23 protein-coding genes and 4 tRNA genes are annotated in these 24644 nt (G+C 58.4%); 9 read left to right on the forward strand and 18 right to left on the reverse strand.

Going from position 1 to position 24644, the window contains the following annotated elements:
* Positions 1-114 precede the first annotated feature (114 nt).
* The 4 genes from AB4O41_RS21190 to AB4O41_RS21205 all read left to right on the forward strand — a co-directional run bounded on the left by AB4O41_RS21190 (position 115) and on the right by AB4O41_RS21205 (position 529).
* Positions 115-190, forward strand: a tRNA-Asn gene (locus AB4O41_RS21190).
* A gap of 9 nt (positions 191-199) precedes the next feature.
* Positions 200-276, forward strand: a tRNA-Pro gene (locus AB4O41_RS21195).
* Positions 277-281: 5 nt separating this feature from the next.
* Positions 282-357: transfer RNA gene (locus AB4O41_RS21200), tRNA-Lys, on the forward strand.
* A 95-nt stretch (positions 358-452) separates the two neighbouring features.
* Positions 453-529 (forward strand) — tRNA-Pro (locus tag AB4O41_RS21205).
* Between the two features lie 106 nt (positions 530-635).
* Here AB4O41_RS21205 and AB4O41_RS21210 read toward each other — a convergent pair.
* From AB4O41_RS21210 to AB4O41_RS21225, 4 genes are all read right to left on the reverse strand, one after another.
* A complete protein-coding gene (locus AB4O41_RS21210; RefSeq protein WP_460144566.1) occupies positions 636-1031 on the reverse strand; it encodes an HvfA family oxazolone/thioamide-modified RiPP metallophore in 396 nt (131 codons plus the stop codon).
* A gap of 339 nt (positions 1032-1370) precedes the next feature.
* Positions 1371-2669 carry an NAD(P)/FAD-dependent oxidoreductase gene (locus AB4O41_RS21215; RefSeq protein WP_367372993.1) on the reverse strand — a complete coding sequence of 433 codons (1299 nt, stop codon included), beginning with the start codon at positions 2667-2669 and terminating at the stop codon, positions 1371-1373.
* Positions 2670-2729: 60 nt separating this feature from the next.
* Entirely contained in the window at positions 2730-2903 is a 174-nt protein-coding gene (locus AB4O41_RS21220; RefSeq protein ID WP_050681443.1) for a DUF3094 domain-containing protein, read from the reverse strand.
* A gap of 164 nt (positions 2904-3067) precedes the next feature.
* On the reverse strand, positions 3068-3694 hold the full coding sequence (locus AB4O41_RS21225) for a DUF1780 domain-containing protein (RefSeq protein ID WP_367372991.1): 627 nt from the start codon (positions 3692-3694) through the stop codon (positions 3068-3070).
* Between the two features lie 129 nt (positions 3695-3823).
* On the opposite strand from AB4O41_RS21225, the gene AB4O41_RS21230 reads away from it, so the two are divergent.
* On the forward strand, positions 3824-4291 hold the full coding sequence (locus tag AB4O41_RS21230) for an FAD/FMN-containing dehydrogenase (protein WP_460144569.1): 468 nt from the start codon (positions 3824-3826) through the stop codon (positions 4289-4291).
* 11 nt (positions 4292-4302) lie between these two features.
* On the opposite strand, the gene AB4O41_RS21235 is transcribed toward AB4O41_RS21230, so the two are convergent.
* The 4 genes from AB4O41_RS21235 to ppk2 form a co-directional block, all read right to left on the reverse strand.
* Positions 4303-4749 carry an ion channel gene (locus AB4O41_RS21235; RefSeq protein WP_460144571.1) on the reverse strand — a complete coding sequence of 149 codons (447 nt, stop codon included), beginning with the start codon at positions 4747-4749 and terminating at the stop codon, positions 4303-4305.
* A gap of 17 nt (positions 4750-4766) precedes the next feature.
* Complete coding sequence (locus AB4O41_RS21240) at positions 4767-5867, reverse strand: AI-2E family transporter (RefSeq protein WP_460144572.1); 1101 nt, start codon at positions 5865-5867, stop codon at positions 4767-4769.
* A 120-nt stretch (positions 5868-5987) separates the two neighbouring features.
* On the reverse strand, positions 5988-7766 hold the full coding sequence (locus AB4O41_RS21245) for a SulP family inorganic anion transporter (protein WP_460148392.1): 1779 nt from the start codon (positions 7764-7766) through the stop codon (positions 5988-5990).
* Positions 7767-7815: 49 nt separating this feature from the next.
* Positions 7816-8640 carry a polyphosphate kinase 2 gene (gene ppk2, locus AB4O41_RS21250; RefSeq protein WP_460144574.1) on the reverse strand — a complete coding sequence of 275 codons (825 nt, stop codon included), beginning with the start codon at positions 8638-8640 and terminating at the stop codon, positions 7816-7818.
* Between the two features lie 340 nt (positions 8641-8980).
* Here ppk2 and AB4O41_RS21255 point away from each other — a divergent pair, with 340 nt between their 5' ends.
* On the forward strand, positions 8981-9670 hold the full coding sequence (locus AB4O41_RS21255; RefSeq protein WP_460144576.1) for an energy-coupling factor ABC transporter permease: 690 nt from the start codon (positions 8981-8983) through the stop codon (positions 9668-9670).
* Positions 9671-9733: 63 nt separating this feature from the next.
* The gene (locus AB4O41_RS21260) at positions 9734-9949 is read left to right on the forward strand and encodes a hypothetical protein (protein ID WP_460144578.1); all 216 of its coding nucleotides are present in this window, start codon (positions 9734-9736) and stop codon (positions 9947-9949) included.
* A 9-nt stretch (positions 9950-9958) separates the two neighbouring features.
* Here the strand turns inward: AB4O41_RS21260 and yacG are convergent, their stop codons facing one another.
* Genes yacG through pilB form a run of 5 tightly spaced genes read right to left on the reverse strand, consistent with a single transcriptional unit; the run spans position 9959 to position 14570 of the window.
* On the reverse strand, positions 9959-10159 hold the full coding sequence (gene yacG, locus AB4O41_RS21265) for a DNA gyrase inhibitor YacG (RefSeq protein WP_077750267.1): 201 nt from the start codon (positions 10157-10159) through the stop codon (positions 9959-9961).
* Positions 10156-10779, reverse strand: a complete 624-nt coding sequence (gene coaE / locus AB4O41_RS21270) for a dephospho-CoA kinase (RefSeq protein WP_460144580.1) — start codon at positions 10777-10779, stop codon at positions 10156-10158. Before coaE ends, yacG begins: the two co-directional genes overlap by 4 nt.
* Positions 10776-11648, reverse strand: coding sequence for a prepilin peptidase (locus AB4O41_RS21275; RefSeq protein ID WP_460144581.1), 873 nt, complete (start codon positions 11646-11648; stop codon positions 10776-10778). The genes coaE and AB4O41_RS21275 overlap by 4 nt, the downstream gene beginning before the upstream one ends.
* 1 nt (position 11649) lies before the next feature.
* Entirely contained in the window at positions 11650-12867 is a 1218-nt protein-coding gene (locus AB4O41_RS21280; protein ID WP_460144582.1) for a type II secretion system F family protein, read from the reverse strand.
* Between the two features lie 2 nt (positions 12868-12869).
* Entirely contained in the window at positions 12870-14570 is a 1701-nt protein-coding gene (gene pilB, locus AB4O41_RS21285) for a type IV-A pilus assembly ATPase PilB (RefSeq protein ID WP_460144583.1), read from the reverse strand.
* Positions 14571-14796: 226 nt separating this feature from the next.
* Between pilB and AB4O41_RS21290 the strand changes: the two genes are divergently transcribed.
* Together AB4O41_RS21290 and AB4O41_RS21295 are read left to right on the forward strand one after the other, a co-directional pair.
* On the forward strand, positions 14797-15213 hold the full coding sequence (locus AB4O41_RS21290; RefSeq protein ID WP_460144585.1) for a pilin: 417 nt from the start codon (positions 14797-14799) through the stop codon (positions 15211-15213).
* Positions 15214-15532: 319 nt separating this feature from the next.
* Positions 15533-15889 carry a BON domain-containing protein gene (locus AB4O41_RS21295; RefSeq protein ID WP_460144586.1) on the forward strand — a complete coding sequence of 119 codons (357 nt, stop codon included), beginning with the start codon at positions 15533-15535 and terminating at the stop codon, positions 15887-15889.
* Between the two features lie 268 nt (positions 15890-16157).
* On the opposite strand, the gene AB4O41_RS21300 is transcribed toward AB4O41_RS21295, so the two are convergent.
* The 5 genes from AB4O41_RS21300 to pgi form a co-directional block, all read right to left on the reverse strand.
* Positions 16158-16454, reverse strand: a complete 297-nt coding sequence (locus AB4O41_RS21300) for a DUF2845 domain-containing protein (RefSeq protein WP_460144588.1) — start codon at positions 16452-16454, stop codon at positions 16158-16160.
* The gene (locus AB4O41_RS21305) at positions 16454-19444 is read right to left on the reverse strand and encodes a DUF748 domain-containing protein (protein ID WP_460144589.1); all 2991 of its coding nucleotides are present in this window, start codon (positions 19442-19444) and stop codon (positions 16454-16456) included. Before AB4O41_RS21305 ends, AB4O41_RS21300 begins: the two co-directional genes overlap by 1 nt.
* A gap of 61 nt (positions 19445-19505) precedes the next feature.
* The gene (locus tag AB4O41_RS21310; protein ID WP_460144591.1) at positions 19506-20522 is read right to left on the reverse strand and encodes a class I SAM-dependent rRNA methyltransferase; all 1017 of its coding nucleotides are present in this window, start codon (positions 20520-20522) and stop codon (positions 19506-19508) included.
* A 261-nt stretch (positions 20523-20783) separates the two neighbouring features.
* Positions 20784-22721 (reverse strand): acetate--CoA ligase, encoded by a 1938-nt coding sequence (acs, locus tag AB4O41_RS21315; RefSeq protein ID WP_460144593.1) that lies wholly within the window; start codon positions 22719-22721, stop codon positions 20784-20786.
* A 233-nt stretch (positions 22722-22954) separates the two neighbouring features.
* The gene (pgi, locus tag AB4O41_RS21320) at positions 22955-24619 is read right to left on the reverse strand and encodes a glucose-6-phosphate isomerase (RefSeq protein ID WP_038981528.1); all 1665 of its coding nucleotides are present in this window, start codon (positions 24617-24619) and stop codon (positions 22955-22957) included.
* Between the last annotated feature and the right edge of the window lie 25 nt (positions 24620-24644).

The following is a 24644-nucleotide window of genomic DNA, read 5'->3' on the forward strand; positions in this document are numbered from 1 at the left end:
TTGACAGAGCTGCTTAAGATTGTAGAATAGCGCGCCTCAGACACACGAACGCAGCGATGCGAACGGGTCGAAGAGGTGAAGCAAGCTTCACAGTTGTAAATTGAAATATGTAGTTCCGTGATAGCTCAGTCGGTAGAGCAAATGACTGTTAATCATTGGGTCCCAGGTTCGAGTCCTGGTCACGGAGCCAATTTCAAACCGGGGTATAGCGCAGTCCGGTAGCGCGCCTGCTTTGGGAGCAGGATGTCAGGAGTTCGAATCCCCTTACCCCGACCATTTTTGGGTCGTTAGCTCAGTTGGTAGAGCAGTTGGCTTTTAACCAATTGGTCGTAGGTTCGAATCCCACACGACCCACCATTTTTGAAACCAGTTAGCGCTGGAATCGAATCTTAAGATCAGAGGCCAAAAGCGCTGATCGAAGAAGGCGCCTTTCAAAGGTGCCTTTTTTTTACCGGGGTATAGCGCAGTCCGGTAGCGCGCCTGCTTTGGGAGCAGGATGTCAGGAGTTCGAATCCCCTTACCCCGACCATATTAAAAATCCTCGTATCGAAAGATACGGGGATTTTTTTGCCTGCTGAAAATGCAAAAAAAGCCCCGCGTCTCGATAAAGAGGCAGGGCTTGGGCCTTCAGGGGCTTAGCTATTGTCTTTCAGGTGCTCGAACAAACCCTTCGGCATTTTTTTGCCATTGGCTTCGTAGTTGCCTTTCACGTTATCGAAAGCCTCTTGTTCGTCGATTTGGCCGTCATGGTTGGTGTCGATCTTGTCGAAGTCAGCCTTGGGTGCCACTTTCAGGAGTTCCGCGCGGGATACCTTGCCATCGTCGTCGGTGTCGGTCTTGGCCATCGAGGCATCGCCGCACTTGCCTTCGCCACATTTACCTTCAGGCGTCTTCACGACCTGTTCCGCCGAGGCCAGCAGGTAGCCTTGAGTCAGCGGCTGCGAAGCGAATACAGAACCGGACAACATCATGCCTCCGGCCAGGACAGCGCCGAGCAGGCCAGCGGTGTTTTTGCTGAGAGTACGGGACATTACAAATCTCCTGGGTTGCGCAACGCAACCGCTCGATAAAGGACGCCACGTGAGTGCGGCGATGACCGAAGCAGGCAGTGACTTGCTCGGGTGTGGCCATTTAGCGGGCGTGGTGTATCGCTACTGTGTCGTGCAAGGGGGGGCTTTGTAAGCGAAGGGATGGAATCGGTGGGGAGATACAGAGAGACACACAAGTGTCCGCAGGTTGGACCGAGGCGCCTGCATCGCGGGCAAGCCACGCTCCCACAGGTTATGTGTCGACCATGGAATCTGGGTACGACACATAACCTGTGGGAGCGTGGCTTGCCCGCGATGAGGCCCTAGTTGACGCCGAAGATCTTAATGCAGCTTCAGCCGCGGCTCAGTCCCGCGTCCAATCTTGCTACCCAACATCAACATCGCCGTGCGGAACGCGCCATACAGCGCCATCTGGTGCATGCGGTACAGCGACACGTAAAACATCCGTGCCAGCCAGCCCTCGAGCATTACGCTACCGGTGAGGTTGCCCATCAAGTTACCCACAGCCGAAAAACGCGACAGCGAAATCAGCGAACCATAGTCGGTGTACTTGTACTCCGGCAGGGATTTGCCTTCGATCCGCAGTTTCAGCGATTTGGCCAGCAACGAAGCTTGCTGGTGCGCAGCCTGGGCGCGCGGCGGCACATTGCGATCAGTGCCCGGTTGTGGGCAGGCCGCGCAGTCACCGAAGGCGAAGATGTTTTCGTCGCGGGTGGTTTGCAGGGTCGGTAATACTTGTAGCTGATGGATGCGGTTGGTTTCCAGGCCATCGATATCCTTGAGGAAGGCCGGAGCACGAATCCCGGCGGCCCAGACTTTGAGGCTGGCGTTGATCACTTTGCCATCGGCGGTAATCAGGCTGTCTGCCGTCACTTCGCTGACTGCAGCGTTGGTCATCACGTTGACCCCGAGTTTCTCCAGGGTTTTATGCACAGGCCCACCGATTCGTTCCGGCAGAGCAGGGAGCACCCGTGGTCCGGCTTCGATCAGGGTGATGTGCATGTTTTCCGGTTTGATCCGGTCCAGGCCGTAGGCTGCGAGTTCATGGGCGGCGTTGTGCAGTTCCGCTGCCAGTTCGACCCCGGTGGCACCGGCGCCGACGATGGCCACACTGATCTGCTGCACCGCATCAGTTTGCCCTGCGTGGGCGCGCAGATAGTGATTGAGCAGTTGCTGATGGAAGCGCTCGGCCTGTTTGCGGGTGTCGAGGAACAGGCAATGCTGCGCCGCGCCCTGCGTGCCGAAATCGTTGGTGGTGCTGCCGACGGCAATCACCAGCGAGTCGTAAGGCACTTCACGCGCCGGCACCAGTTCCAGGCCCGCCTCATCGTAGGTGGCGGCCAGCTGGATTTTCTTCTGTGCGCGATCGAGCCCGCTCATGCGCCCTAGCTGGAACTCGAAGTGGTTCCATTTTGCCTGGGCAACATAGTTGAGTTCGTCTTCGGAAGAGTTCAGGGAACCTGCCGCCACTTCGTGCAACAACGGTTTCCAGATGTGGGTCAGGTTCGCGTCGACCAGCATCACACTGGCCGTGCCGCGCTTGCCCAGAGTCTTACCCAGACGGGTAGCCAACTCCAGACCGCCGGCGCCGCCGCCAACGATGACAATACGATGAGTCATGGGGATATCTCGCAAGGCTAAAAGAAATCGGTGCAGTCAACCGAGCGAGCGCAAGGCAGCTCATAGCGTCAGGTAACTGATAAGTCGGCTCAACAGGCCTAGACCAATGGTCACTGCCAACACCAGCACCAGGAGCATCCACGGCCGGAAAGGCCGGCGCTCGACTTGGTGCTGGGACAGGCGCAGGTACTCTTCGACATGCTTTTGGTCGTCCGGGTTCAGGCGGCTGGTCATATTGGGCCTCGTCAGGTAGACGTTGCTGAATGTTTAGAAGCTACAGCGGGGGATCCTGCGTTGAACGGAGCATAGTCGCTGGCTGGAATGGCTCGACATTTACCGTATCGTTCAGGCGAATAATTCCACTTTGTAACACTCGGCGATCAACTCCTGCAACGGACTCACAAGCTGATTCCGACGTCGAAGACGATGCTGCGGCCCAGGTTGCTACGCAGAAAATCCGGGGCCTCCGGGTGGGCGAATAGCACTCGGGCGAAGGTCGGACCCACCAGTGACAACGAGCGCCAGCCCTGACGCAAGTATTCGGTGGGCGGTGGGAAGTGGCTGTTGAGGTCCAGCACTTCGCGCTTGAGGCTGGCGAAGGCAATGATGTCCAGCTCCCCCAGGTCCATGCCGCGCTCTTTGTAGTTGTGAGCTTTTTTACGCAAAGTCGGCGCCAGCCTGAGCAGAAATTCATTGGCCGGGATGCGCCGGGGCTTGGCCTCGCGGCGCACCAGCTGGCTCAGGGAAAACGCGTTGCGCCGACGTTGCAGCTCGTCGCGCCATTCGTCATTGAGGCGCCGGCCCTCGTCGAGCACGAAGAACACCTCGAAATTCGCGTCGCGAAACAGCACGTCCGGCGGCTCACCGGCGGGGGCAAATTCGTCGGCGCGATAGGGAATGTTCAGGCCTTGCAGCAGGCGCTGGCAAACCCAACGCTCACGCTCCCATTTGCGGGCATTGGACAGGAACGTGTTGGCTTGCTCGGCCGCAATGGTCAGCAGGCGTAAATAATCTGAGTCATCCATAGGCCCAAGCTTAGCGTTCATTTGCGACAAGCAGAAAGCGTGAAACGGTAAACAGAGGCGCTGGGCACTCGGAACGGACGGTGTAGACTGACGGCCATTACGCATATGCGCTCAAACAAGGAGTAGAACGTGAAATATTGGCCGGTGTTATTGCTCAGTCTTCTGCCTCTTTGGGCCCAGGCACTGGAGGTTGGTGAGCGCCTGGCGCCGTGGACCTTACTTGATCAGTTCGATCAGGCCTTCACGCTCGATAACCAGACTCAGACGCTGCTGGTGGCGCGCAGCATGGACGCCGCCAAACTGGTCGGCGCCGCTCTGCAGGACCAGCCCAAGGGCTATCTGGAGGCTCGGCACACGGTATTTGTCGCAGACATCCAGCGCATGCCTCGACTGATCGCGAAGATGTTCGCAATACCGGCTATGCGCGATTATTCCTATCGAGTGATGCTTGACCGTGATAGTCGCGTGGCGCCGCGCTACCCCGGGTCCGTGGATAAAGTGCTGTGGCTGCAGCTCAAGGACGGTCAATTGGTGGGGCAGCACGAATACGCCTCGGCGGCACAATTGCGTGAGGCACTGGAGAAGGCTCTGCCATGATCGGTGCATGCCTACGGGCGTTCACGCTGCTGTAGCCTTTCCATGTTGTGTTTTATGACATCCATCACCGCAGCGGTCATCACTGAGGTGGAGACACCAAACATCAGGATTCCGTTGGCTGCCTCCAATGGGCCAAGCAGACGCCAGCGAGAGGACATGACGATGTCGCCGTAGCCTAGCGTGGCGAAGTTGACCGCCGAGTGATACAGCGCGATGGCGAATTCGTCGAACTCATCAAGCAGCGTGAACAGCATGGCCCAGATGGCGATCTGCGCGAAATTACTGAGCAGCATCAACAGCATCACCATCGACAACAACAGGATATTCAGCCATTGCGATTCAGCGGGTTGGGCATGCCTGAAATGCACGTATTGACGCAGGCATATGGTCACGAAAATGGCTTGCAGTACCAGGCAGAACAACATCACGGGAAGGCCGGCCAGTAGATTCAACAGCATGGGAATATCCTCTGCCGTCAGGTCTGTCCCTGGTTGTCTGGCCCGGGTTCTTGCACTTGATCCACCCATTCCCAGAACAACTGATAGCCGACCGCGAGTATCACTGGGCCGATAAACAGGCCGAGGATACCGCCCGTGACCATGCCGCCCAAGGCTCCGATCAGCACCACCGGCATCGGTACATCGACACCACGACCCAGCAGCAACGGTTTGAGGACGTTATCGACCAATCCGGCGATGAAGACATAAACGGCAAACACAATAGTCGCCGTACTGGCACCTTCGCTCATGAAAACAAAGACGATGACCGGAAGGGTAATCAGGGTCGCCGGTAATTGCATGATGCCAAGAAGCAGCACCGCCAAGGCGAGAAGGCCGGCGCCGGGGACACCCATGAACACAAAGCCGATGCCCACCAACAGCATCTGGATGAAGGCGATACCAACCACCCCCAACGCCACTGCCCGGATGGTGGCGGTGCACAGATCGGCGATTTTCGGCCCGTTGATCGGCCCGCTGAAGCGCGAAACGATGTGCACCGCGCTACGGTGGCCGTTTTCTCCATACGCTAAGAAAATACCGGCAATAATCAGGGCGACGATGAATAAAAGGAGCCCCATGCCGACCCCCGCAAGCTTGCTCAGCAGGGAGAGGCTGATACCTTTGATCTGCGGTATGAACTTCTGTGCCAGATCGGGCAGGTCAGTGGTGGCTTGTGTCCATAAGTTATAGAGAGGTTCTCCCACGAGTGGCCAGCTGGCTACCGTATCGGACGGTGGCGGAATATGGAAACTGTCGGTTTTGACCATGGTCATGACCCTCTCCACGGAATCCGCGAGCGAGGCTCCCAACAAATAAATAGGCACCATAAGAATACTGATGACGATGAGTACGATCAGCGTCGCGGTGATCCCGTCCTTGTTCCCTAGCTTGCCTTTGAACCTGACTTGCAAGGGGTAGAGGGTGATTGCCAGGATCACCGACCAGAGCATCAGGTCGAGGAACGGGCTGAATATCTGAAAGCAGAACATCACCAGAACGGCAATCACTCCAGCACGAATCAGTACATCGAGCAGGTCGCGGGAAAAAACCTTTTCGAGCATGGGCGTGGGAACCATTGATTACCTCCAGTAGAGAGTGGCAAAGGCTGCGTTCGGTAAGTCCAGCATAGACGGGCTGGTCGCGGGAGAGCCGGTAAACATTGATGAAGATCAGTCGCTGAGTGTTTCCGCTGCCACTCAGCGATCCTGGTCCTCCCAATCCACCGGATGAATCATCAGATAGCTGTCGACTGCAGTGCCTATTGTCGGAAAGAACGCCGTTTCGCCAAGCCGCGCGAAAAGCCCGAATCGCTTCAGCTTGTCCTTGACCGGGTCCTTCATCTCGGCCACGCACAACTTGATGCCCGCTGCGTGCAAGGTTTCGTCCAGTTCCACCAGCATGTCGGCAGAGGTCACGTCCACGCTGGTGACGGGTTCCGCCGCAACGACCAACCAGCGCACTGGCGTGGGCGACGCAGCCACGGCGTCGAGCACTCGGTCATGGAACAACTCGGCGTTGGCGAAAAACAACGGCGCATCCCAGCGAAACAGCACTAGGCCGGGTACAAGGCGCGCGTCGGGATAGCGTTTGATGTCGTGATAACCCTTGACGCCTTCCGCACGTCCCAGAACGGCAGAGTAAGGGCGCCAGCCATCCCACAGAAACTCGATGACGGCAATCACGATGGCCAGGCCGATACCTTCAATCGCGCCCAGCACGGCCACGCCGATGGTGCAGACGATTGATAGCCAGAACTCCCAACGCTGGATTCGATAAATTCGTCGCAGGTCGGTGACCTCGATCAGGCCGATGGCGGAGGCGATCACCACCGCGGCCAGTGCGCTGGTAGGTAAATCCTTCAATAGGTCCGGTGCTACCACCAGCAGTAAGGCAACAGCAAGCGCGCCGATGACTCCGGTCAACTGGGTTTTGGCGCCTGCAACCTCGGCCACGGGCGTACGTGAAGAACTGCTGCTGATCGCAAAACCCTGGAAAAAACCGGCGGCCAGGTTGGCGACACCGAGACCCACCATTTCCTGGTTCGGGTCCACATAGGTGCGGGTCCGCGCCGCATAAACACGCGAGAGCACGCTGGTATCGGCGAACGAAACCAGGGCAACGGCGCAACCGCCGATCAGGACGGGGACAATATCGGCGCGAGTGATCCAGGGAATGGCGAACGCCGGCAAGCCTTGTGGAAGAGAGCCGAGGACCGATATTCCAGCGCGCGCTGCAAGATCCAGCACACCCACGGCGACGGTTGCCCCTGCCACGGCGATCAGAATGCCCGGCACGCGCTTGTTGCCCTTGAGCAGCATAATCACCGCCAGAGTAGCTGCGCCGACCATGAAGGCGGTCCAGTTGGTTTTTCCCTCCATTATCGCTGTAGCGATCGCCCACAGGTTTCTCAGCGGGCCGTCGGATTCAATCGAAAAACCGAAAATTTTGGGCAGTTGGCTGATCAAAACCGTCAGCGCGATCCCGTTCATGTACCCATAGCGGATCGGTTTGGAAAGAAGCTCCGTGACAAAGCCCAGGCGCGCTATGCCGGCCAGGATGCACACCACCCCCGATACGATCGCCATCATGCTCGCAAGGGCGATGGCACGATGCGGATCACCGCCGGACAGTGGCAGCACGACGGCGAGAATGACGGCAGCCAGCGAGGAATCCGGCCCCAGCACCAGAATCCGGCTGGGTCCGAACAGCGCATAAGCGAGCAGCGGAACGATGGTCGCGTAAAGGCCATAGATGCCGGGTACGCCCGATGCCACTGCGTAGGCGATGCCGACAGGCACCAGCATCGTGGTCAGTACCAGACCGGCCACAAGGTCGTGCCTCAACCAGGCTATTTTGTATCCGCGTAGCGTGCGCAGTCCCGGCAGCCAGCGATCCCAACCGGCCTTGTCGCCGGTATCCCGATGGGCAATCCGGCCCGGTTCCGGGACGGGAGGCGAAGCATCCGAATGGCTCATAGGACTGTGGCCCTTTGGTGTACAGCGCAGATCCGCTTGAACGTGCCGGTCAGAATTTTTCTGGAATTCGCCGCAGCGGATAATTCGGTTCACGATAGCCGCCTGATTTCTGCCGTTTGGGCAAAATCACCTTCTCGCGCGGTACATTCTTGTACGGAATGCGGCTGAGAAAATCAGAGATGATGTTGAGGCGAGCCCGCTTTTTGTCGTTCGAGTTGGCCACAAGCCACGGAGCATGATCGGTGTCGGTCGCCTTGAACATGTCGTCGCGTGCGCGCGAGTAGTCATACCAGCGGCTGTATGACTTGAGATCCATTGGCGTCAGTTTCCAGATTTTGCGGCCATCCTTGATCCGCGCCTCGAGCCGACGGGTCTGCTCCTCTTCGCTGACCTCCAGCCAATACTTGAGCAGAATAACGCCCGAGTCGACCACCATGCGTTCCATGAGGGGGGCCAGGCTCAGGAAACGGGTCACCTGCTCACCGGTACAAAATCCCATCACACGCTCGACCCCGGCGCGGTTGTACCAACTGCGATCGAAGATCACCACTTCGCCAGCCGCTGGCATGTGCGCCAGGTAGCGCTGCATATACATCTGGCTCTTCTCGCGATCAGTCGGTGCAGGTAGCGCCACCACTCGAAAGACACGCGGGCTCACCCTCTCGGTGAGTGCCTTGATCGTCCCACCCTTGCCGGCACCGTCGCGTCCCTCGAAGACGATACAGATCTTGATGCCCTTTTGTTTCACCCATTCCTGCAACTTGACCAATTCGACATGCAGTAGGCGCAACTGCTCAAGATAGTCCTTGTTCGTCAGCTTCAAGCGTTCAGCGGCATTACTTTTAACCGGGATTTTCTTCTTTTCCTTTGCCATGACCGAAGCCTCACAAATGCCAGTCTCATTGCTTCGAGCAAAACTGGCGTCAGTCGTGGACGGCCCTCTGCTCTTGACGTTCAACTCCATACCAACCGCGTGAGTCTAGTTCATGGTTTAACCTCCATTTCCTTGCCGTCACCGAACAGCGAAGAATTCGGATAAACCTCTTCCTTGACCTCGGATTCTCTACTCGCCGGGGTAAACGCGCGACACGGCCAGTCAGAAACACCGGTATAGACTGAGAGCTATCACGACGGGAGAGATGCGTGAAACATAGAACAGTATTGCTGCACAGTCTTGCGCTTATGTGGACCCAGGCGCCGGAAAAGGCACGCCCATGATTGGCGCCGAACTGCTGTCCTCGCAAAGCCTCACAGTCGGCTGGCTGATTTACGTGCCGGTGGTGATCTGGGCTGTCTGTCGAGCGCCCTGGGTTGAATTGTTCAGCGATAGCCGGCGTCAGCATCTGTTGTTCGGCACGGTGTTCGCGCTGTTCATGCTCTGGCTGGTGCGACGGGACTTCGACACTGGCGTGTCCTATCACTTCATCGGCATGACGGCAGTGACGTTACTGCTGGATTGGCCGTTGGCGATTGTCGGCGGGTTGGTCGCGCAAACGGGATTGGTACTGCTGGGGCGGCAGGACATGGCGGCCATGGGGGTCAACGGCGCGCTGCTGATTCTGCTGCCGGTGCTGATTACCGAGTGCTGCGCAATCCTGGTCGAGCGCGCGCAGCCGCGTAATCCCTTTGTGTACATATTCTGTTCCGGCTTTTTTGCCGCTGCGTTGTCGGCCCTGTTGTGTTTGATTCTGGCGCTCACGCTGCTGTGGTACGACGAACGTTTCGCCATGCCGTATTGGCTGGAAGATTTTGTCGGCTATCTGTGGCTGCTCATTTTCCCCGAAGCATTTATCAACGGCATGGTGGTCAGCGCATTGGTGGTGTTCTGCCCCGAATGGCTGGAGACATTCAATCGCACGCGCTACCTTTCGGCGCCCTGGAAAGACGACGATCCCAAATCTTGATCCACATCAAATCCAAAAAACGTTGCCGAATCCATGCTCTGGAAAACCTTCAGGAGCAATGACATGAGTGTGTATGAGTGGGCCCGGCAGGAGTTGCGTCAGAGTCTGGATGTGGCGCAAGAGGTGGGCTTCGATCCGGGATTGAGCCTGCGCGCCTTGCTCAGTGCGGTAGTGCAGCGGAGCAAGGCGGTACGCAATATAGAAGACCTGGCCGATGAGTTGCGGTTTCTCGCCGAGAACCTCGACGAGGCCCAGGATTATGGCTTTATGCGGCCTTGAGGGGCGGGATCAGTGACGCGGGTCGAAGTCTTCGCTGAACATTTCGTCTTCGGCATCCGGGCTCACCGGGATCTTGTGTTCTTCCGACGCCCAGGCGCCCAGGTCGATCAGTTTGCAACGGTCTGAACAGAACGGCCGGAACTTGTTCTCGGGGCTCCATTCGACAGGGGCGCCACAGGTTGGGCAATCGACGGTTGGGGTTTGGCTCATGACTGGCCTCCACGCAAAGTAAGGTAAAAGTGATGCAGTCGTTCGACCTCGCTGTGCAGCCAGGCGAGGTCGCGGTCGTTGGCCACCACATCGTCGGCGTGGCTCACGCGGTCCTGTCGGCTGGACTGGGCCTTGAGGATCGCCTGGACCTGCTGTTCGCTGGTCTGGTCACGCTGCAGGGTGCGTTCGATCTGTAACTGTTCCGGGGCATCGATCACCAGGACCCGTTGGGTCATGGCGTACTGCCCGGACTCGATCAGCAGCGGCGAAACCAGAATCGCGTAAGACGATTGTGCCTTGGCCAGATGGTGGGCGATCTCTTCGGCGATCAGCGGATGCAGTAACGCTTCGAGCCAGCGGCGTTCATCCGCCACCTCGAAGATCAGCTTGCGCAGGGCCGCGCGATCCAGTTGGCCGTCGGCTTGCAGCACGCCGGGGCCAAAGTGCTCGGCGATCTTCGCCAATGCCGGGCGACCGGGTTCGACCACCCAGCGAGCCGCATGATCGGCGTCCACCACATGCACGCCCAGATCGATGAAGTGCTGGGCGGCCGCGCTTTTGCCGCTGCCGATGCCGCCGGTCAGGCCGAGAATCCAGGGTTTTTCCACAGGGGTATTCATTTCAAACCGACAAACTGCCAATAGAAGCCGGTTATTTGACCACCCCAGAGCAAGGCAATCCAGCCGGCAATGGCCAGATAGGGGCCAAAGGGCAGCGGAGTCGAGGTTTTTGCGTCCCGCAGGCGTAACAAAATCACCCCGATGATGGCGCCCAGCAGCGATGACAGCAGGATGGTCAGCGGCAGGATCTGCCAGCCGCCCCAGGCGCCGAGCATCGCCAATAGCTTGAAGTCACCGTAGCCGATGCCGTCCTTGCCGGTGATCAGCTTGAACAGCCAGAACACTGTCCACAGCGCCATGTAGCCGGCCACCGCGCCCCAGAGCGCGTCATGCAGTGATACGAAGAGCCCGAAACTATTGACGATCAACCCCAGCCATATCAACGGCAGCACCAGCACGTCCGGCAACAGCTGGTGTTCGGCGTCGATCAGGCTCATCGCCAAAAGGCCCCAGCTCAGGACCAGCACCATGCAGGCCTGCCAACCGAAACCGAAATGCCAGGCGACGAACGCCGACAGCGCGCCGCAGGCCAATTCGGTCAGCGGGTAACGTTTGCTGATCGGCGTCGCGCAGTTCGAGCATCGCCCACGTAAAAACAGGTAACTGAGCACGGGAATGTTTTCCCACGCTCGAATCCGATGGCCACAGTCTGGGCACTCGGAGTGGGGCAGTATCAGGTTGTAAGCCGGGCCGGGGGCTTCGGGTGGCAAGTCCAGTACGTCATGGGCCTGCAGGCGCCATTCACGCTCAAGCATTTTCGGCAGGCGCCAGACCACCACGTTGAGGAAACTGCCGATCAGCAAACCGATCACCAATGCCGTGATCGTGAAGGCCAGCGGGTTGAAATTCAGGAATTCGTTCAAGGACATATCAGATCGCTGAGCCAAGTTGGAAGATGGGCAGGTACATCGCAACGACCAGACCGCCAACGATAACTCCCAGCACCACCATGATGAAGGGTTCCATCAGACTGGTCAGGTTATCGACCATGTTGTCCACCTCAGCCTCGTAGAAACTCGCGACCTTGTCGAGCATGTCGTCCAGAGCGCCGGACTCTTCGCCAATGGCCGTCATCTGAATCGCCATGTTCGGAAAGATGCCGGAGGTGCGCATGGAGAAATTCAGCTGCATGCCGGTGGCAACGTCCTGCTTGATACGTAACACCGCTCGCTTGAACACGATATTGCCCGTCGCGCCCGCCACTGAATCCAGAGCTTCGACCAATGGCACCCCGGCGGCAAATGTGGTCGACAAGGTGCGGGCGTAACGGGCCACGGCGGACTTGTACATGAGCGCGCCAACCAACGGCAGTTTCAGCAGCCAGGTGTCCATTCGGTCCCGCAGACCCTGGGACTTTTTCAAGGCGTGACGTACGCCGAAGAATGCTCCAACCAGCACGCCGAGCACCATCCACCACCAGGCCTGCAGGAACTCCGACAAGCCGATGACCATCACGGTGAACGCCGGCAGTTCGGCGCCAAACCCGGAGAACACCGACTCGAACTGTGGCACAACCTTGACCAGCAGAATCCCGGTCACGATGATCGCGACGAACACCACGGCCAGCGGATAGGTCATGGCTTTCTTGATCTTGGCCTTGAGGCTTTCACTCTTTTCCTTGTAGGTCGCCACCCGTTCCAGCAGCGTATCCAGAGCGCCGGCCTGCTCGCCGGCATCCACCAGGTTGCAGTACAGCTCATCGAAATACTGGGGTTTTTTGCGCAGGGCTGCGGCGAAGCTATTACCGGCCGCGACTTCCTGTTTCACCTCGTCCACCAGCTTGCGCATGTTCGGGTTATCGAAGCCCTCGCCGATAATGTCGAACGATTGCAGCAACGGTACACCGGCTTTCATCATGGTCGCCATCTGCCGGGTAAACAGGGCAATGTCCAAGGGCTTGATGCGTTTGCCGGCACTGAAAATGGATGCGGTTTTTTTCCGCACCTTGCCCGGGTTGATGCCTTGCTTGCGTAACTGCGCCTTGATCAGCGCGGGATTTTGGCCGGTCAACTCGCCGGTCATTTTTGTGCCTTTTTTGTCTGTGCCTTCCCAGGCATATACGCTGATTTTCGCTGCTTTGACCGCCATGTTCAGTCCTTGGTGACCCGGTTGATTTCTTCAAGGCTGGTGATGCCTTGCATGGCCTTGAGCAGGCCCGAAGTACGCAGGTCGTTGAAGCCGTCCTTACGCATCTGGATGTCGATTTCCAGTGAATTGCCTTCGGCCATGATCAGCCGTTGCAGGTCCGGGGTGTTTTTTACCACTTCATAAATCCCTACTCGCCCTTTGTAACCGCTGTTGCATTGATCGCAACCGACCGGTTCATAGATCGTGAACGAGCCGATGCGTTCCTCGGGAAAACCTTCTTTGAGTAACGCCTCGCGGGGAATCTCGATGGGCTTTTTGCAATGACTGCACAGTTTGCGCGCCAGGCGCTGGGCGATGATCAGGCTGACCGAGGTCGCGATGTTGAACCCCTGAATCCCCATGTTGCGCAAGCGGGTCAGGGTTTGCGCGGCGCTGTTGGTGTGCAGGGTGGAAAGTACCATGTGCCCGGTCTGGGCAGCCTTGATGGCGATTTCGGCGGTTTCGAGATCGCGGATTTCACCGACCATGATCACGTCCGGGTCCTGACGCAGAAACGAGCGCAGCGCCTGGGCGAAATCCAGTCCTTGCCTCGGATTGACGTTGACCTGGTTGATGCCTTCCATGTTGATTTCTACCGGGTCTTCGGCAGTGGAGATGTTGATGTCGACGGTGTTGAGGATGTTCAGCCCGGTATAAAGCGACACGGTCTTGCCCGAGCCGGTGGGGCCGGTCACCAGGATCATTCCCTGTGGCTGCTTGAGGGCGGCCATGTACAGGTCTTTTTGCTCGGGTTCGTAGCCGAGGGCATCGATGCCCATTTGGGCGCTGGACGGGTCGAGGATCCGGATCACCACCTTCTCGCCCCACAGGGTCGGCAGGGTATTGACCCGGAAGTCGATGGATTTGCTTTTGGACAGATGCATCTTGATTCGCCCGTCCTGGGGTTTGCGCCGCTCGGAGATGTCGAGACTGGCCATAACCTTCAGTCGGGAAGCAATACGGTTGGCCAGTTGCGTCGGCGGCCTGGCGACCTCCCGCAGCATGCCGTCGGTGCGCATCCGCACGCGGTAGATTTTTTCATAGGGCTCGAAATGCAGGTCGGAAGAGCCGCTCTTGATCGCATCGAGTAGCATCTTGTGGACGAAGCGAACCACGGGCGCGTCATCGGTATCTTGCCCTCCAATGGGGTCCTGTTTCTGCTCATCGACCGACTCGATGTCCAGCCCGTCGAGGTCGACATCGGCCATGTCTTCCAGGCCGGTGGAGTGGTTGTCGAAGAATTTTTCGATGGCGTCGCTGAGCTTGTCTTCCTCCACCAGGATGGCTTCGGTGCTCAGCCCGGTGCTGAACTGGATGTCGTTGATGGCTTGATGATTGGTCGGGTCGGAAATCCCCACGAACAGCTTGTTACCACGCCGCCAGAGGGGCAGGGCATGGTGCTGACGGATCAGCTTCTCACTGACCAGCCCTCGGGGTTGGGTGTCCTTGTCCAGGCAATTGAGGTCCAGCAGGGCCATGCCGAAATGCTCCGAGGCCACCTCGGCGACCTGCCAGCTTTTCAGCAGCTTGTTTTGCACCAGATAGCTGACCAGCGAAATTCGATTGCGTTGGGCTTGCTGATACGCCTGTTGCGCACTTTGGTCAGTGATCAGCTCGGCCAGTACCAATTGCTTGGCCAGACCGCTAAGGGCAATGTCATTCATTGGGATACCAGACGCAGACAGTTAATGACTTATAGCCTAGTCAAGCAGTGGAACCAAACCAGCCGGGATGAGGTGACAAAAAGTGTCAGATAGTGCGGATCCTTGGAGCAGGAAAGGTCTTTGTCGCGATCTCGCGCCCAGCAGGCAGGGGCGAACCCGGTTTGGCATGACCTGTGCTGTGCCTTATTCAGATCATGAGATTTCGACTCATGCATGGAGCCTGTCTATGAAAAATCAAAAAGGTTTTACCTTGATCGAACTGTTGATCGTAGTGGCGATCATCGGAATTCTCGCGACGTTTGCGCTACCGCAGTATTCGAAGTATCAGGCGCGAGCGAAGGTCACCGCTGCTCTTGCAGAAATCTCGGCACTGAAGGTGCCTTTCGAAGACATTATGAATCAGGGCACAGATCCTACCCTCACATCGATCGGCGGTACGGCGACTACAGGTAACTGCACGATTACGGCATCGGGTACCTCCTCTAGCGGTGTGGGCAGTATTGGTTGCACGATTCTCAACGCACCGGGGCCGGTACTCGGCAAAACCGTTACGCTTTCGCGTACCCTCGCCGGTGGCTGGACATGTGGCACCACGGTTGCGCCGGAGTACAGTCCAAAAGGCTGCACCGCCACCGGCACCTGATTCACTTTGCCAGGCATACCCAGTGCCCCGCCTCTCACGAAGCGGGGCATTTTTTATGGGGCATTTTGGAGGGCGTCGGATAATCAGGAAAACTCCGACAATTCATGGCTTTAGGCCTGCGCTAAAAACCCGCAAGTTGCATGTAGATAATTTCGCAGTCATGCAATTTGCATGATTTCGAAAATTACCTTCCATGTTAAGTAGTTGATTTATAAGTTTTTATTTTTAATCGTGTCGTTGGCATAGCGTTCGCACTATCTCCTGTAACCCTGCTGACAAGACACGCAGCAGACTTTCCAGAAATACAGGAGTTACTCGTATGAAGAAGTTCGCTATCGCTGCCGCTACTGCTACCGCGTTGACTCTGACCATGGCCAACGCTGCAATGGCACAGACCACCCAAACAACCCAGTCCCCTATGGTGCTGGCTGCCGGTGAAGTCACTGAAGCGAAAGAGGATGTTTCCGATACCTGGATTACAACCAAAGTCAAAGCAGACCTGGTAACTGAAAAAGGCATCCCAGGCACCGACATTAAAGTCGAAACCAACAAAGGCGTTGTTTCCCTGTCTTCCATGACCGTTCTGACAGATGCTCAGAAAACAACCGCCGTGGCAATTGCCAAGAAAATCAAAGGCGTCAAAGCGGTGTCCGCTGACGGCCTGAAGTCCGAGTAAGGCAAGGCTTCTCGCCTGGACCGGGAGAAGGTGCGGTAGGCGGGCCGAGTCATACGTCTGCCGCAACTTGAGAGTTCATGCGAAAGGACACAAGGACGTGGCCATTACAGGCCCCGGCATTCGTGTCGGGGCCTGTTCTATTGGGAGCAACGCAAAAACAACTGTGGGAGCGAGCCTGCTCGCGATTGCTGACTAACATTCGACACGTACGTTGAATGAAAGACCGCTATCGCGAGCAGGCTCGCTCCCACATTGGTTTATGGTGGATTCAATTCCCACGCTTGCTGGTGATTCGAACCAACCGGTTGCCTTCAAAGCGCAGGTACTGGTACATCCCGCTGTTGGGGCCGTAGGTCCATTCCTCGACCTGAAACTCTTCCCGTCGATTGGCGCTGCGCTTGTAGCCCAACACGTCACGGGCAACGGGCTCTCCGCATTTGTGCAGCACTTCGCCGGACCTGTCCCCGACGCTGATCAATTGACTGCCGCAGCGCAGGGTATCGGCCGCTGCTGCCTGGCCGGCAGCCAGCGCCAGGCTCAGGCTCAGAAGCCAACGTGCGCCCATCACTCGGCATCCAGGTGCAAAGACGTGATAACCCGGCCATCGCTTTCTGCCTCACCGAGGCTGGCGTCGATGAAGTACACACGGTCATCGGCCAACTGAGCTTTATCCACCAGATAATCCTTGATGCTGCTGGCCCGCTCTTGCCCCAGTTGACGCAACAGCACCTCGCTGGAACTCCAGAACGCGATCACACCTTCACGCATTTTTTTACTGCGTTCTTCCTTGCCCAAGTCCTTCCATTCGGCGGGCGGCTGGATCTTGAGGCGTGTGCGGTAGATCCCTTCAAGCAGCGGGCCTTTCTCGTTGTCCGGTACGTCCAGCAACGAGGCCTGGGCCGGCACTTTGTCACCGCGACGCTGGAGCATTTTGTAGTAGTTGTACTGGTATTCCCGCTCCAGGCGTTGCTCGGCAATCAGCGGGCCATCGCTGCTCTTGGCGGCGGTGCCTTCGATTTCCAGGCGCAGGGCTGGACGCTCCTTGAGCGCTTGGGACAGTTTGACCAGCGCCGTTTCGGCGTCTTTGCTCAGGTCGCTGGAACCCGGTGCGAACGCCACCGTGCCCAAATCTTCCGAACCGCCGCCGCTGACCAGGCCGCCAATCATTTTGAATGGCGCTGCGGCCGCTTTCACGATCAGGTTGCGCAGGGTCTGCCAGATGATAGGCATGACACTGAACTGCGGGTTGTTCAGGTCGCCGCTCACTGGCAGTTCGATGGAAATCTTGCCGTCGACATCCTTGAGCAAGGCAATCGCCAGTTTCAGCGGCAGGCTCACGGCGTCTGGGCTGTCGACCTTTTCACCCAGTTGCAACTGCTCGACCACCACTTTGTTTTCGGCCAGGAGCTGGCCGTTGGTGATCTTGTAATGCAGGTCGAGATTGAGCCGGCCCTTGCGGATACGGTAACCGGCGAACTTGCCGGAGTAGGGCGTCAGCGTGGTCAGTTCCACCCGTTTGAAACTGGTGGCGATGTCCAGGCTGGCCATCGGGTCGAACGGATTGACCGAACCCTTGATGGTCACCGGCGCATAGCGGTCGACCTTGCCTTTGACGTCAACGCTGGCCGGTTTTGCCTGGCGGCTGTCGATGGTGCCGATCTTACCGTTGAGTTGTTGAATGGCGGTGGCGAAGTTCGGGGTCAGGCTGAAGTCGGCGAAGTTTGCCGAACCGTCATTGATGGCAATGCCGCCAATGTGGATGCCCAGCGGTTTTTCTTTTCCGGCTGCCGGTTTGGCCGCAGCGGTGGTTGTGGCGCCGGAGTCGGCCGGTTGCGGGATCAACAGGTCATCGACGTTGGTGGTGCGATCATCGTTGATCATGAAGCGTGCATAAGGCTGGAACAAGTTGACCTTGTCGATCGACAGGCTGTCACCATGTTGATAATTCAGGCCTTCGAGTACCAACTGTTGCCACTTGAGAAAGTCGCGGGTTTTCAGGGTGTCGAGGGTATGCAGTTGATCGACCTGGACGCGACCTGTGACGTTGAACGCCAGCGGTTCGGTGCTTTTCAGGTCGACCGCCAGATCACTGCCCAGCATGCCGCTGCGCAGTTCGAGACGAATGAATGGGTTGATGTAGGACTGGGCGACGCGCAGGTCGATGTCCTTGGTCTGTACGTTCAGTTTGGCGCTGATCGGGGCCAGATTGACCACGCCATCCGCGGTGATCTTGCCTTGCTTGCCCACTCCGGTGTCGAGCTTGAGCTTGAAAGGTGAGCCATTGAGGCTGTCGAAATTTTGCAGGTCCAGATTCAGCGGGCCCAGTTCCAGCGCCACCGCCGGTTGTGCCTTGCGGTCGGCCAGGTGCACTTGATAATCGCGCAGTTGCACGTCTTTTAGCAGCACCTGCCAAGGCTTGCTCGGCGTGGTCGGTTCAGGCTTCGGCGAATCGGCAGCCGCCGGTGTGCTGGTCGGCTCGGCATTGGCCTTGGTAGCCGCTTTGGACGGCTGACTGGCGAACAGTTTTTGCCAATCGAGTTGCCCGTCGGCTTCGAGGGCGGCCCAGGTTTCCAGTTTCTGACTGCGAATCTTGCCGACCACCACTTGCTGTTTGGCCAGGTCTACGGTGGTTTCGCTGATGTCCAGCCGCTCGAGCTTCGCCAGCGGTCGACCATCCGGAGTCTTGATGGCGAAAGGCGCGACGCTGACGGCAACGTTGCTCAGCAGCAGTTCGGTTTCCTTGGCCAGGTTGAGTTTGTAATCGGTGCTGAGGCTGACCACGCCATCTTCGAGTGCGAGTGGCACAGCATCGCGCACATAGGGCCAAAAGGATTTCATCTTGCCATCGGTGATTTTCAGCTTACCTTCCGAGGCGATCGGGATCAGGCTAAAGTTACCGGTCCAGTCGATCTGTCCACCTGCCGGGCCGACGGCCACCAGCGTCATGTCGGCACTGTCTTCGGGCAGGGTGCTGAGGTTTTTCAGTTCGAAATCGAGTTTGTCGTAGAGGAATTCGATGGGTTCGCTAGGCCGTGCATCCTCGAAATGTACGGAGCCGCCGGCCAGTTTGATCCGCTCCACGCGCAGCGGGAATGGTTTGGCATCCGGATCGACCGGGGTCGGTTCGCTGGCGGGGATTTTGAACAGGCCGAGCAGGTTGAGTTTGCCGTCCTTGCCGAAGAGGATTTCAGTCTTGGGTTTGTCCAGTTCGATATCAGACAGATGCAGCGCCTTGGTCCAGAGGCTGTCGATCTGCAGGTTGGCGTACAGACGTTCGAAGCCCACTTGCTCCTTGCCCGGCTCGCCGATGACCAGACCCCAAAGGGTGACTTCAAGGCTGAACGGGTTGAGTTCGATCCGCGAAATCGTGGCGGGCGTCGTGGCGTAGTTGGCCAACTGTTGATTGGCGATTCGCAACGCGATGCCCGGCAAAATCAGAAACCCCAACAGGCTATAAAGAGCCAGGGCGGTCAACAAGGCGCCGATAGCGCGAATCAATCCTTTGGGCATGTGCGGCTTCATCTGTCGGAATCGGAGTGGCTTGGAGTATGGCATGCGTTTGCGGTTCCGAAGCAACCAGGCTTTATAGGATTTATCTGATTATCGGTGCGGATTTTCAGAGCTGCAGGATCAGCGTTTTCAGCGGCGGCTGCTGATCCATCGACGGGAAATCGCTGCCCGGCGTCAGCACGCTCCACTCTCGCACCGGGCGCCCGGCCTTCTCTGCGCAGCGCAGAACCTGTTCACGCCAATCGTCCATGCTGACCTTCGCCAGGTTGTTGCAGCAGATCAGCACGCCATCGTCGGCGGTGGTCAGCAGTGCCGGTTTGAGCAGGCTCTGATAGTCGCGCAACAGGTCGACCGTGCCGAAAGCACTCTTGGCCCACGCCGGAGGATCAAGCAGCACCAAATCGTACCGACGCGGGTCCAGACGTTGATAGCTCGGCAGTTTCTGGCCGCGACGCTGGCTGATCGGCAGTCCGGCCAGTTGACGAATCGCCGGGAAGTAATCGGACTGGATGAATTCCATCGTCGGCAATTGCGGGTTGAGCAGACCGTTCTCGCGGCCGACGGCCAGATTGCCTTCGGCAAAGTCCAGGTTACACACTTCGCTCGCCCCACCAGCCGCAGCACTGAGGCCGACACCGCAGGTGTAGGCAAACAGGTTCAGCACACTTTTGTTTTTGCTGTGCGCCTTGACCCAGCCGCGAGCGTTGCGCAGGTCGAGAAACAGCAACGGGTCCTGGCCGGCATGGCGCCCGCGAACCCGGTAGTTCAGTCCCCATTCGTGGCCGATCAAATCTTGCAGGGCGGCTTCGTCGGCGCGGTAGACGGTGTCTTCGCGGTCGATGCGCGAGTTGCCACGGGAACGGTCGTTGTAGACCAGGAGGGTGTCGAGGCCCAACTGCTGATTGACGATCTCGTGCAGTTGCAGCAGGGCGTCACGCTCCAGTGCCTGGTGAAAACTCTGCACCAACAGTTGCGGGCCGTAGCGGTCGATGGTCAGTCCGCCGGCACCTTCCTGGCTGCCGTGGAACAGGCGATAGCAATCGGTGCCTTGCTGATGCAGCTCGGCGAGCAGGTCCTGACGATGATCGAGGGCGGCGCGCAGCGCCTGATTCAAGGAAGACATGCTGAGCGCCTTGCAGGAGGGAATTGGGGGCGCGGGAGTTTAACAGCTATGGGCTGATCGTTCCCACGCTCCGCGTGGGAATGCCTCACCGGACGCTCTGCGTCTGCTTCTTGGGACGCGGAGCGTCCCTGGCTGCATTCCCACGCAGAGCGTGGGAACGATCAAACGATCAATAACGCGGTTGCTCGATGGCCAATGCCACGCCCTGATCTCCGCTCCGCGCGGTCGATGTTGGTCACGTGGGGGATTTGGAGCACGGGCTCATTGGTTCAGCCGCTGATCGATCAGCCCTTGCACCACGCTTGGGTCGGCGAGGGTCGAGGTGTCGCCCAGGCTGTCCAGTTCGTTGCAGGCGATCTTGCGCAGAATTCGTCGCATGATCTTGCCCGAACGGGTTTTCGGCAGGGCCGGGGCCCATTGAATCAAGTCCGGTTTGGCGAAGCTGCCGATTTCCTTGCTGACATGCGCCAGCAATTGTTTCTTCAGTTCGTCGTTGGGTTCGGTGCCATTCATGGGCGTGACGAAGGCATAGATGCCCTGGCCTTTGACGTCGTGGGGGTAACCGACCACGGCGGCCTCGGCGATGCTGTCGTGCAGCACCAGCGCGCTTTCGACTTCGGCCGTGCCGATGCGGTGCCCGGAGACGTTGATCACGTCGTCGATGCGCCCGGTGATCCAGTAGTCGCCGTCCTCGTCGCGACGTGCGCCGTCGCCGGTGAAGTAATAGCCGGGGTAGGGCTTGAAGTAGGTTTCGATCATCCGTTTCGGGTCACCGTAGACGCTGCGGATCTGCGCCGGCCAGCTGGATTTGATGGCCAGTATGCCGCTGCCGGCGCCTTTGATTTCATTACCGTGTTCGTCGAGCAATACCGGTTGCACGCCGAACATCGGTTGGGTGGCGCAGCCGGGTTTGATCCGTTGGGTGCTGACCAGCGGGCTGAGCATGATGCCGCCGGTTTCGGTCTGCCACCAGGTATCGACAATCGGGCAGCGCTGCTCGCCGACCGTATTGAAATACCACTCCCAGGCTTCCGGGTTGATCGGCTCACCGACGGTGCCGAGTAACCGCAGGCTTTCGCGGGACGTTTCCTTCAACGGCTCGGGGCCTTCACGCATCAGCGCACGCAGCGCGGTCGGAGCGGTATAGAAGATGTTCACATGGTGCTTGTCTATCACCTGCCAGAAGCGCGAGGTGCTGGGGTAGCTCGGCACGCCTTCGAAGATCAGCGTAGTCGCACCGTTGGCCAAAGGCCCATAGACGATGTAGCTGTGGCCGGTGACCCAGCCGACATCAGCGGTGCACCAGAAGACTTCACCGTCACGATAGTCGAGCACGTACTTGAAGGTCATGGCCGCTTGCAACAGATAGCCGCCGGTGGTGTGCAGCACGCCTTTGGGTTTTCCGGTGCTGCCGGAGGTGTAGAGAATGAACAGCGGGTCTTCGGCGTCCATCGGCTCTGGCGGGCAGTCGTCGCTGACGTCGCGCAAAGCCTGGTGGTACCAAATGTCCCGATCGTCGACCCAGTTAACCTGGCCTTGGGTGCGTTCGACCACGATTACGGTGTTCACGTCGGGGCAGCTTTGCAGCGCCGTGTCGACGTTCTGTTTGAGCTGCACGAATTTACCGCCGCGCACGCCTTCGTCGGCAGTGATCACGGTGCGGCAATCGGCGTCGAGGATCCGGTCACGCAGCGAGTCCGGGGAGAAGCCGCCGAACACCACCGAATGAATCGCGCCGATCCGCGCGCAGGCGAGCATGGCGTAAGCGGCTTCGGGGATCATCGGCATGTAGATGCACACGCGGTCGCCTTTCTTTACGCCACGGCTTTTGAGCACGTTGGCCAGTCGGCAGACGTTGTGATGGAGTTTTTTATAGGTGATCTGGGCGGATTCGGCGGGGTCATCGCCTTCCCAGATGATCGCGATTTGATCGCCGCGTTTTTCCAGGTGACGGTCGATACAGTTGTAACTGACGTTTAACTTCCCGCCAGCGAACCAGCTCGCCTCACCGGTTTTCAGGTCGTAACGCTGGACGGTTTGCCACGGCGCGCTCCAGTCGAGAAAGCGTGTGGCCTGTTCGGCCCAGAAGGTGCTGGGGTGCTCGATGGATTGGCGGTACAGGCGTTGGTAGTCGTCTTGACTTAACTGTGCAGCCCGGCGGACGGCATCGGCTTTGGGGAACGTGCTGATATCGAACATGACGGTTCCTTATTCTTGTTACGACAAGTAATAAAGATGCGCCGAGTGGGGGAAGGGTTCAAGTCAGCTGCCGATCGGTGTGGAAGGGGCCGGCTGCAAAATGTGTGACCGCCGTAAACCAATGTGGGAGCGAGCCTGCTCGCGATGGCGGCAAAACATTCAACATCAATTTGAATGTCAGACCGCTATCGCGAGCAGGCTCGCTCCCACAAGGGCAGCTGCGTGGCGTCAGATCACCCGCGGTGACGACCGCGGAAGTAGTTGATCAGGCCTTGGGTGGAGGCATCGTCGGCCGGGGTTTCTTCGCTGCCGACCAAGCGGTTGTAGACGCCTTTGCCCAGCTCTTTACCCAGTTCCACGCCCCACTGGTCGAAGGCATTGATGCCCCAGACCACGCTTTGTACGAAGACTTTGTGTTCATACAGCGCCACCAGTGCGCCAAGACGACGCGGGCTGATGCGTTCGACCACCAAGGTGTTGCTCGGACGGTTGCCCGGGATCACCTTGTGTGCCGCCAGCTTCTGCACTTCGTCCTCGCTCATGCCTTTGTCACGCAGCTCGGCTTCGGCCTCGGCGCGGGTCTTGCCCAGCATCAGTGCCTGGCTTTGCGACAGGCAGTTGGCGTACAGCCACTGGTGGTGGTCGGACACCGGGTTGAAGCTGACGATCGGCACGATAAAGTCGGCCGGAATCAGCTGGGTGCCTTGGTGCAGCAACTGGTGATAAGCGTGCTGACCGTTGCAGCCGACGCCGCCCCAGATCACCGGGCCAGTATCGGTGGACACCGGCGTGCCGTCCTGACGCACGCTCTTGCCGTTGGATTCCATGTCCAGCTGTTGCAAGTGTTTGGTGATGTTGCGCAGGTAGTGGTCGTACGGCAGGATCGCGTGGCTTTGCGCACCCCAGAAGTTGCCGTACCAGACGCCGAGCAACGCCAGCAGCACTGGCATGTTCTGTTCGAATGGCGCGCTCTGGAAGTGCTGGTCCATGGTGTAGGCACCGGACAGCAGTTCCTTGAAGTTCGACATGCCGATGGCCAATGCAATCGGCAAACCGATAGCCGACCACAGCGAGTAACGCCCGCCGACCCAGTCCCACATCGGGAAGATGTTTTCTTCGCGAATACCGAATGCCACCGCCGCAGCATTGTTGCTGGAAACGGCGATGAAGTGGCGATACAGCTCGGCTTCCGAACCGCCCTGAGCCAGGTACCAGGCGCGTGCGGCCTGGGCATTTTTCAGGGTTTCGAGGGTGTTGAAGGATTTCGACGAGACGATGAACAGTGTGGTCTCGGCGCGCAGCTTCATAGTCAGTTCGTGGAACTCACTGCCGTCGATGTTCGCCAGGTAATGGCAGCGCACGCCTTTCTGGGCGTAGGACAGCAGCGCTTCGGATACCAACTCAGGGCCGAGGAACGAGCCACCGATGCCGATGTTCACCACGTCAGTGATCGGCTTCTCGGTGTAACCGCGCCACAAACCATCGTGGATGCGGCCCACGAGATCGGTGATCTGGTTCAGCACCTTGTGCACATCGGGCATCACGTTGACGCCGTTGACCGACAACTTGTCGCCCACCGGGCGGCGCAGTGCGGTGTGCAGGGCCGGGCGCCCTTCGGAGGAGTTGACGATTTCGCCATCGAACAGCGCTTTGATCGCGCCCTTGAGGTCGACTTCGTTGGCCAGGCCCACCAGCAGGTTGCGGGTCTCGGCGTTGATCAGGTTTTTCGAGTAGTCGAGAAACAGGCCGCAGCTGCTAAGGGTGAATTGGGTAAAGCGCTGCGGATCGGCATTAAAGGCTTCGCGCATGCTGAAATCCTGCATGGCTTGGCGGTGGTCATTCAACGCTTGCCAGGCGGGCAGAGCGGTAACGTCGTGAGGAGTGCGGTAGTACGCCATCGCTGCGGTTTTCCTTTTTACTTGA

The sequence above is a fragment of the Pseudomonas sp. S2_A02 genome, from assembly GCF_054668495.1.

Bases quoted from the DNA above. Each gene is read 5' to 3' on its own strand.
- AB4O41_RS21235 (WP_460144571.1), bottom strand. From the start codon at position 4,749: ATGCTGTTGAATCTACTGGCCGGCCTTCCCGTGATGTTGTTCTGCCTG.
- yacG (WP_077750267.1), bottom strand. From the start codon at position 10,159: ATGAGCCAAACCCCAACCGTCGATTGCCCAACCTGTGGCGCCCCTGTC.
- AB4O41_RS21210 (WP_460144566.1), bottom strand. From the start codon at position 1,031: ATGTCCCGTACTCTCAGCAAAAACACCGCTGGCCTGCTCGGCGCTGTC.
- AB4O41_RS21295 (WP_460144586.1), top strand. From the start codon at position 15,533: ATGAAGAAGTTCGCTATCGCTGCCGCTACTGCTACCGCGTTGACTCTG.
- coaE (WP_460144580.1), bottom strand. From the start codon at position 10,779: ATGAATACCCCTGTGGAAAAACCCTGGATTCTCGGCCTGACCGGCGGC.
- AB4O41_RS21240 (WP_460144572.1), bottom strand. From the start codon at position 5,867: ATGGTTCCCACGCCCATGCTCGAAAAGGTTTTTTCCCGCGACCTGCTC.
- pilB (WP_460144583.1), bottom strand. From the start codon at position 14,570: ATGAATGACATTGCCCTTAGCGGTCTGGCCAAGCAATTGGTACTGGCC.
- acs (WP_460144593.1), bottom strand. From the start codon at position 22,721: ATGTTCGATATCAGCACGTTCCCCAAAGCCGATGCCGTCCGCCGGGCT.
- ppk2 (WP_460144574.1), bottom strand. From the start codon at position 8,640: ATGGCAAAGGAAAAGAAGAAAATCCCGGTTAAAAGTAATGCCGCTGAA.
- AB4O41_RS21310 (WP_460144591.1), bottom strand. From the start codon at position 20,522: ATGTCTTCCTTGAATCAGGCGCTGCGCGCCGCCCTCGATCATCGTCAG.
- AB4O41_RS21255 (WP_460144576.1), top strand. From the start codon at position 8,981: ATGATTGGCGCCGAACTGCTGTCCTCGCAAAGCCTCACAGTCGGCTGG.
- AB4O41_RS21290 (WP_460144585.1), top strand. From the start codon at position 14,797: ATGAAAAATCAAAAAGGTTTTACCTTGATCGAACTGTTGATCGTAGTG.
- AB4O41_RS21275 (WP_460144581.1), bottom strand. From the start codon at position 11,648: ATGTCCTTGAACGAATTCCTGAATTTCAACCCGCTGGCCTTCACGATC.
- AB4O41_RS21260 (WP_460144578.1), top strand. From the start codon at position 9,734: ATGAGTGTGTATGAGTGGGCCCGGCAGGAGTTGCGTCAGAGTCTGGAT.
- AB4O41_RS21245 (WP_460148392.1), bottom strand. From the start codon at position 7,766: ATGAGCCATTCGGATGCTTCGCCTCCCGTCCCGGAACCGGGCCGGATT.
- AB4O41_RS21305 (WP_460144589.1), bottom strand. From the start codon at position 19,444: ATGCCATACTCCAAGCCACTCCGATTCCGACAGATGAAGCCGCACATG.
- AB4O41_RS21220 (WP_050681443.1), bottom strand. From the start codon at position 2,903: ATGACCAGCCGCCTGAACCCGGACGACCAAAAGCATGTCGAAGAGTAC.
- pgi (WP_038981528.1), bottom strand. From the start codon at position 24,619: ATGGCGTACTACCGCACTCCTCACGACGTTACCGCTCTGCCCGCCTGG.
- AB4O41_RS21280 (WP_460144582.1), bottom strand. From the start codon at position 12,867: ATGGCGGTCAAAGCAGCGAAAATCAGCGTATATGCCTGGGAAGGCACA.
- AB4O41_RS21225 (WP_367372991.1), bottom strand. From the start codon at position 3,694: ATGGATGACTCAGATTATTTACGCCTGCTGACCATTGCGGCCGAGCAA.
- AB4O41_RS21300 (WP_460144588.1), bottom strand. From the start codon at position 16,454: ATGGGCGCACGTTGGCTTCTGAGCCTGAGCCTGGCGCTGGCTGCCGGC.
- AB4O41_RS21215 (WP_367372993.1), bottom strand. From the start codon at position 2,669: ATGACTCATCGTATTGTCATCGTTGGCGGCGGCGCCGGCGGTCTGGAG.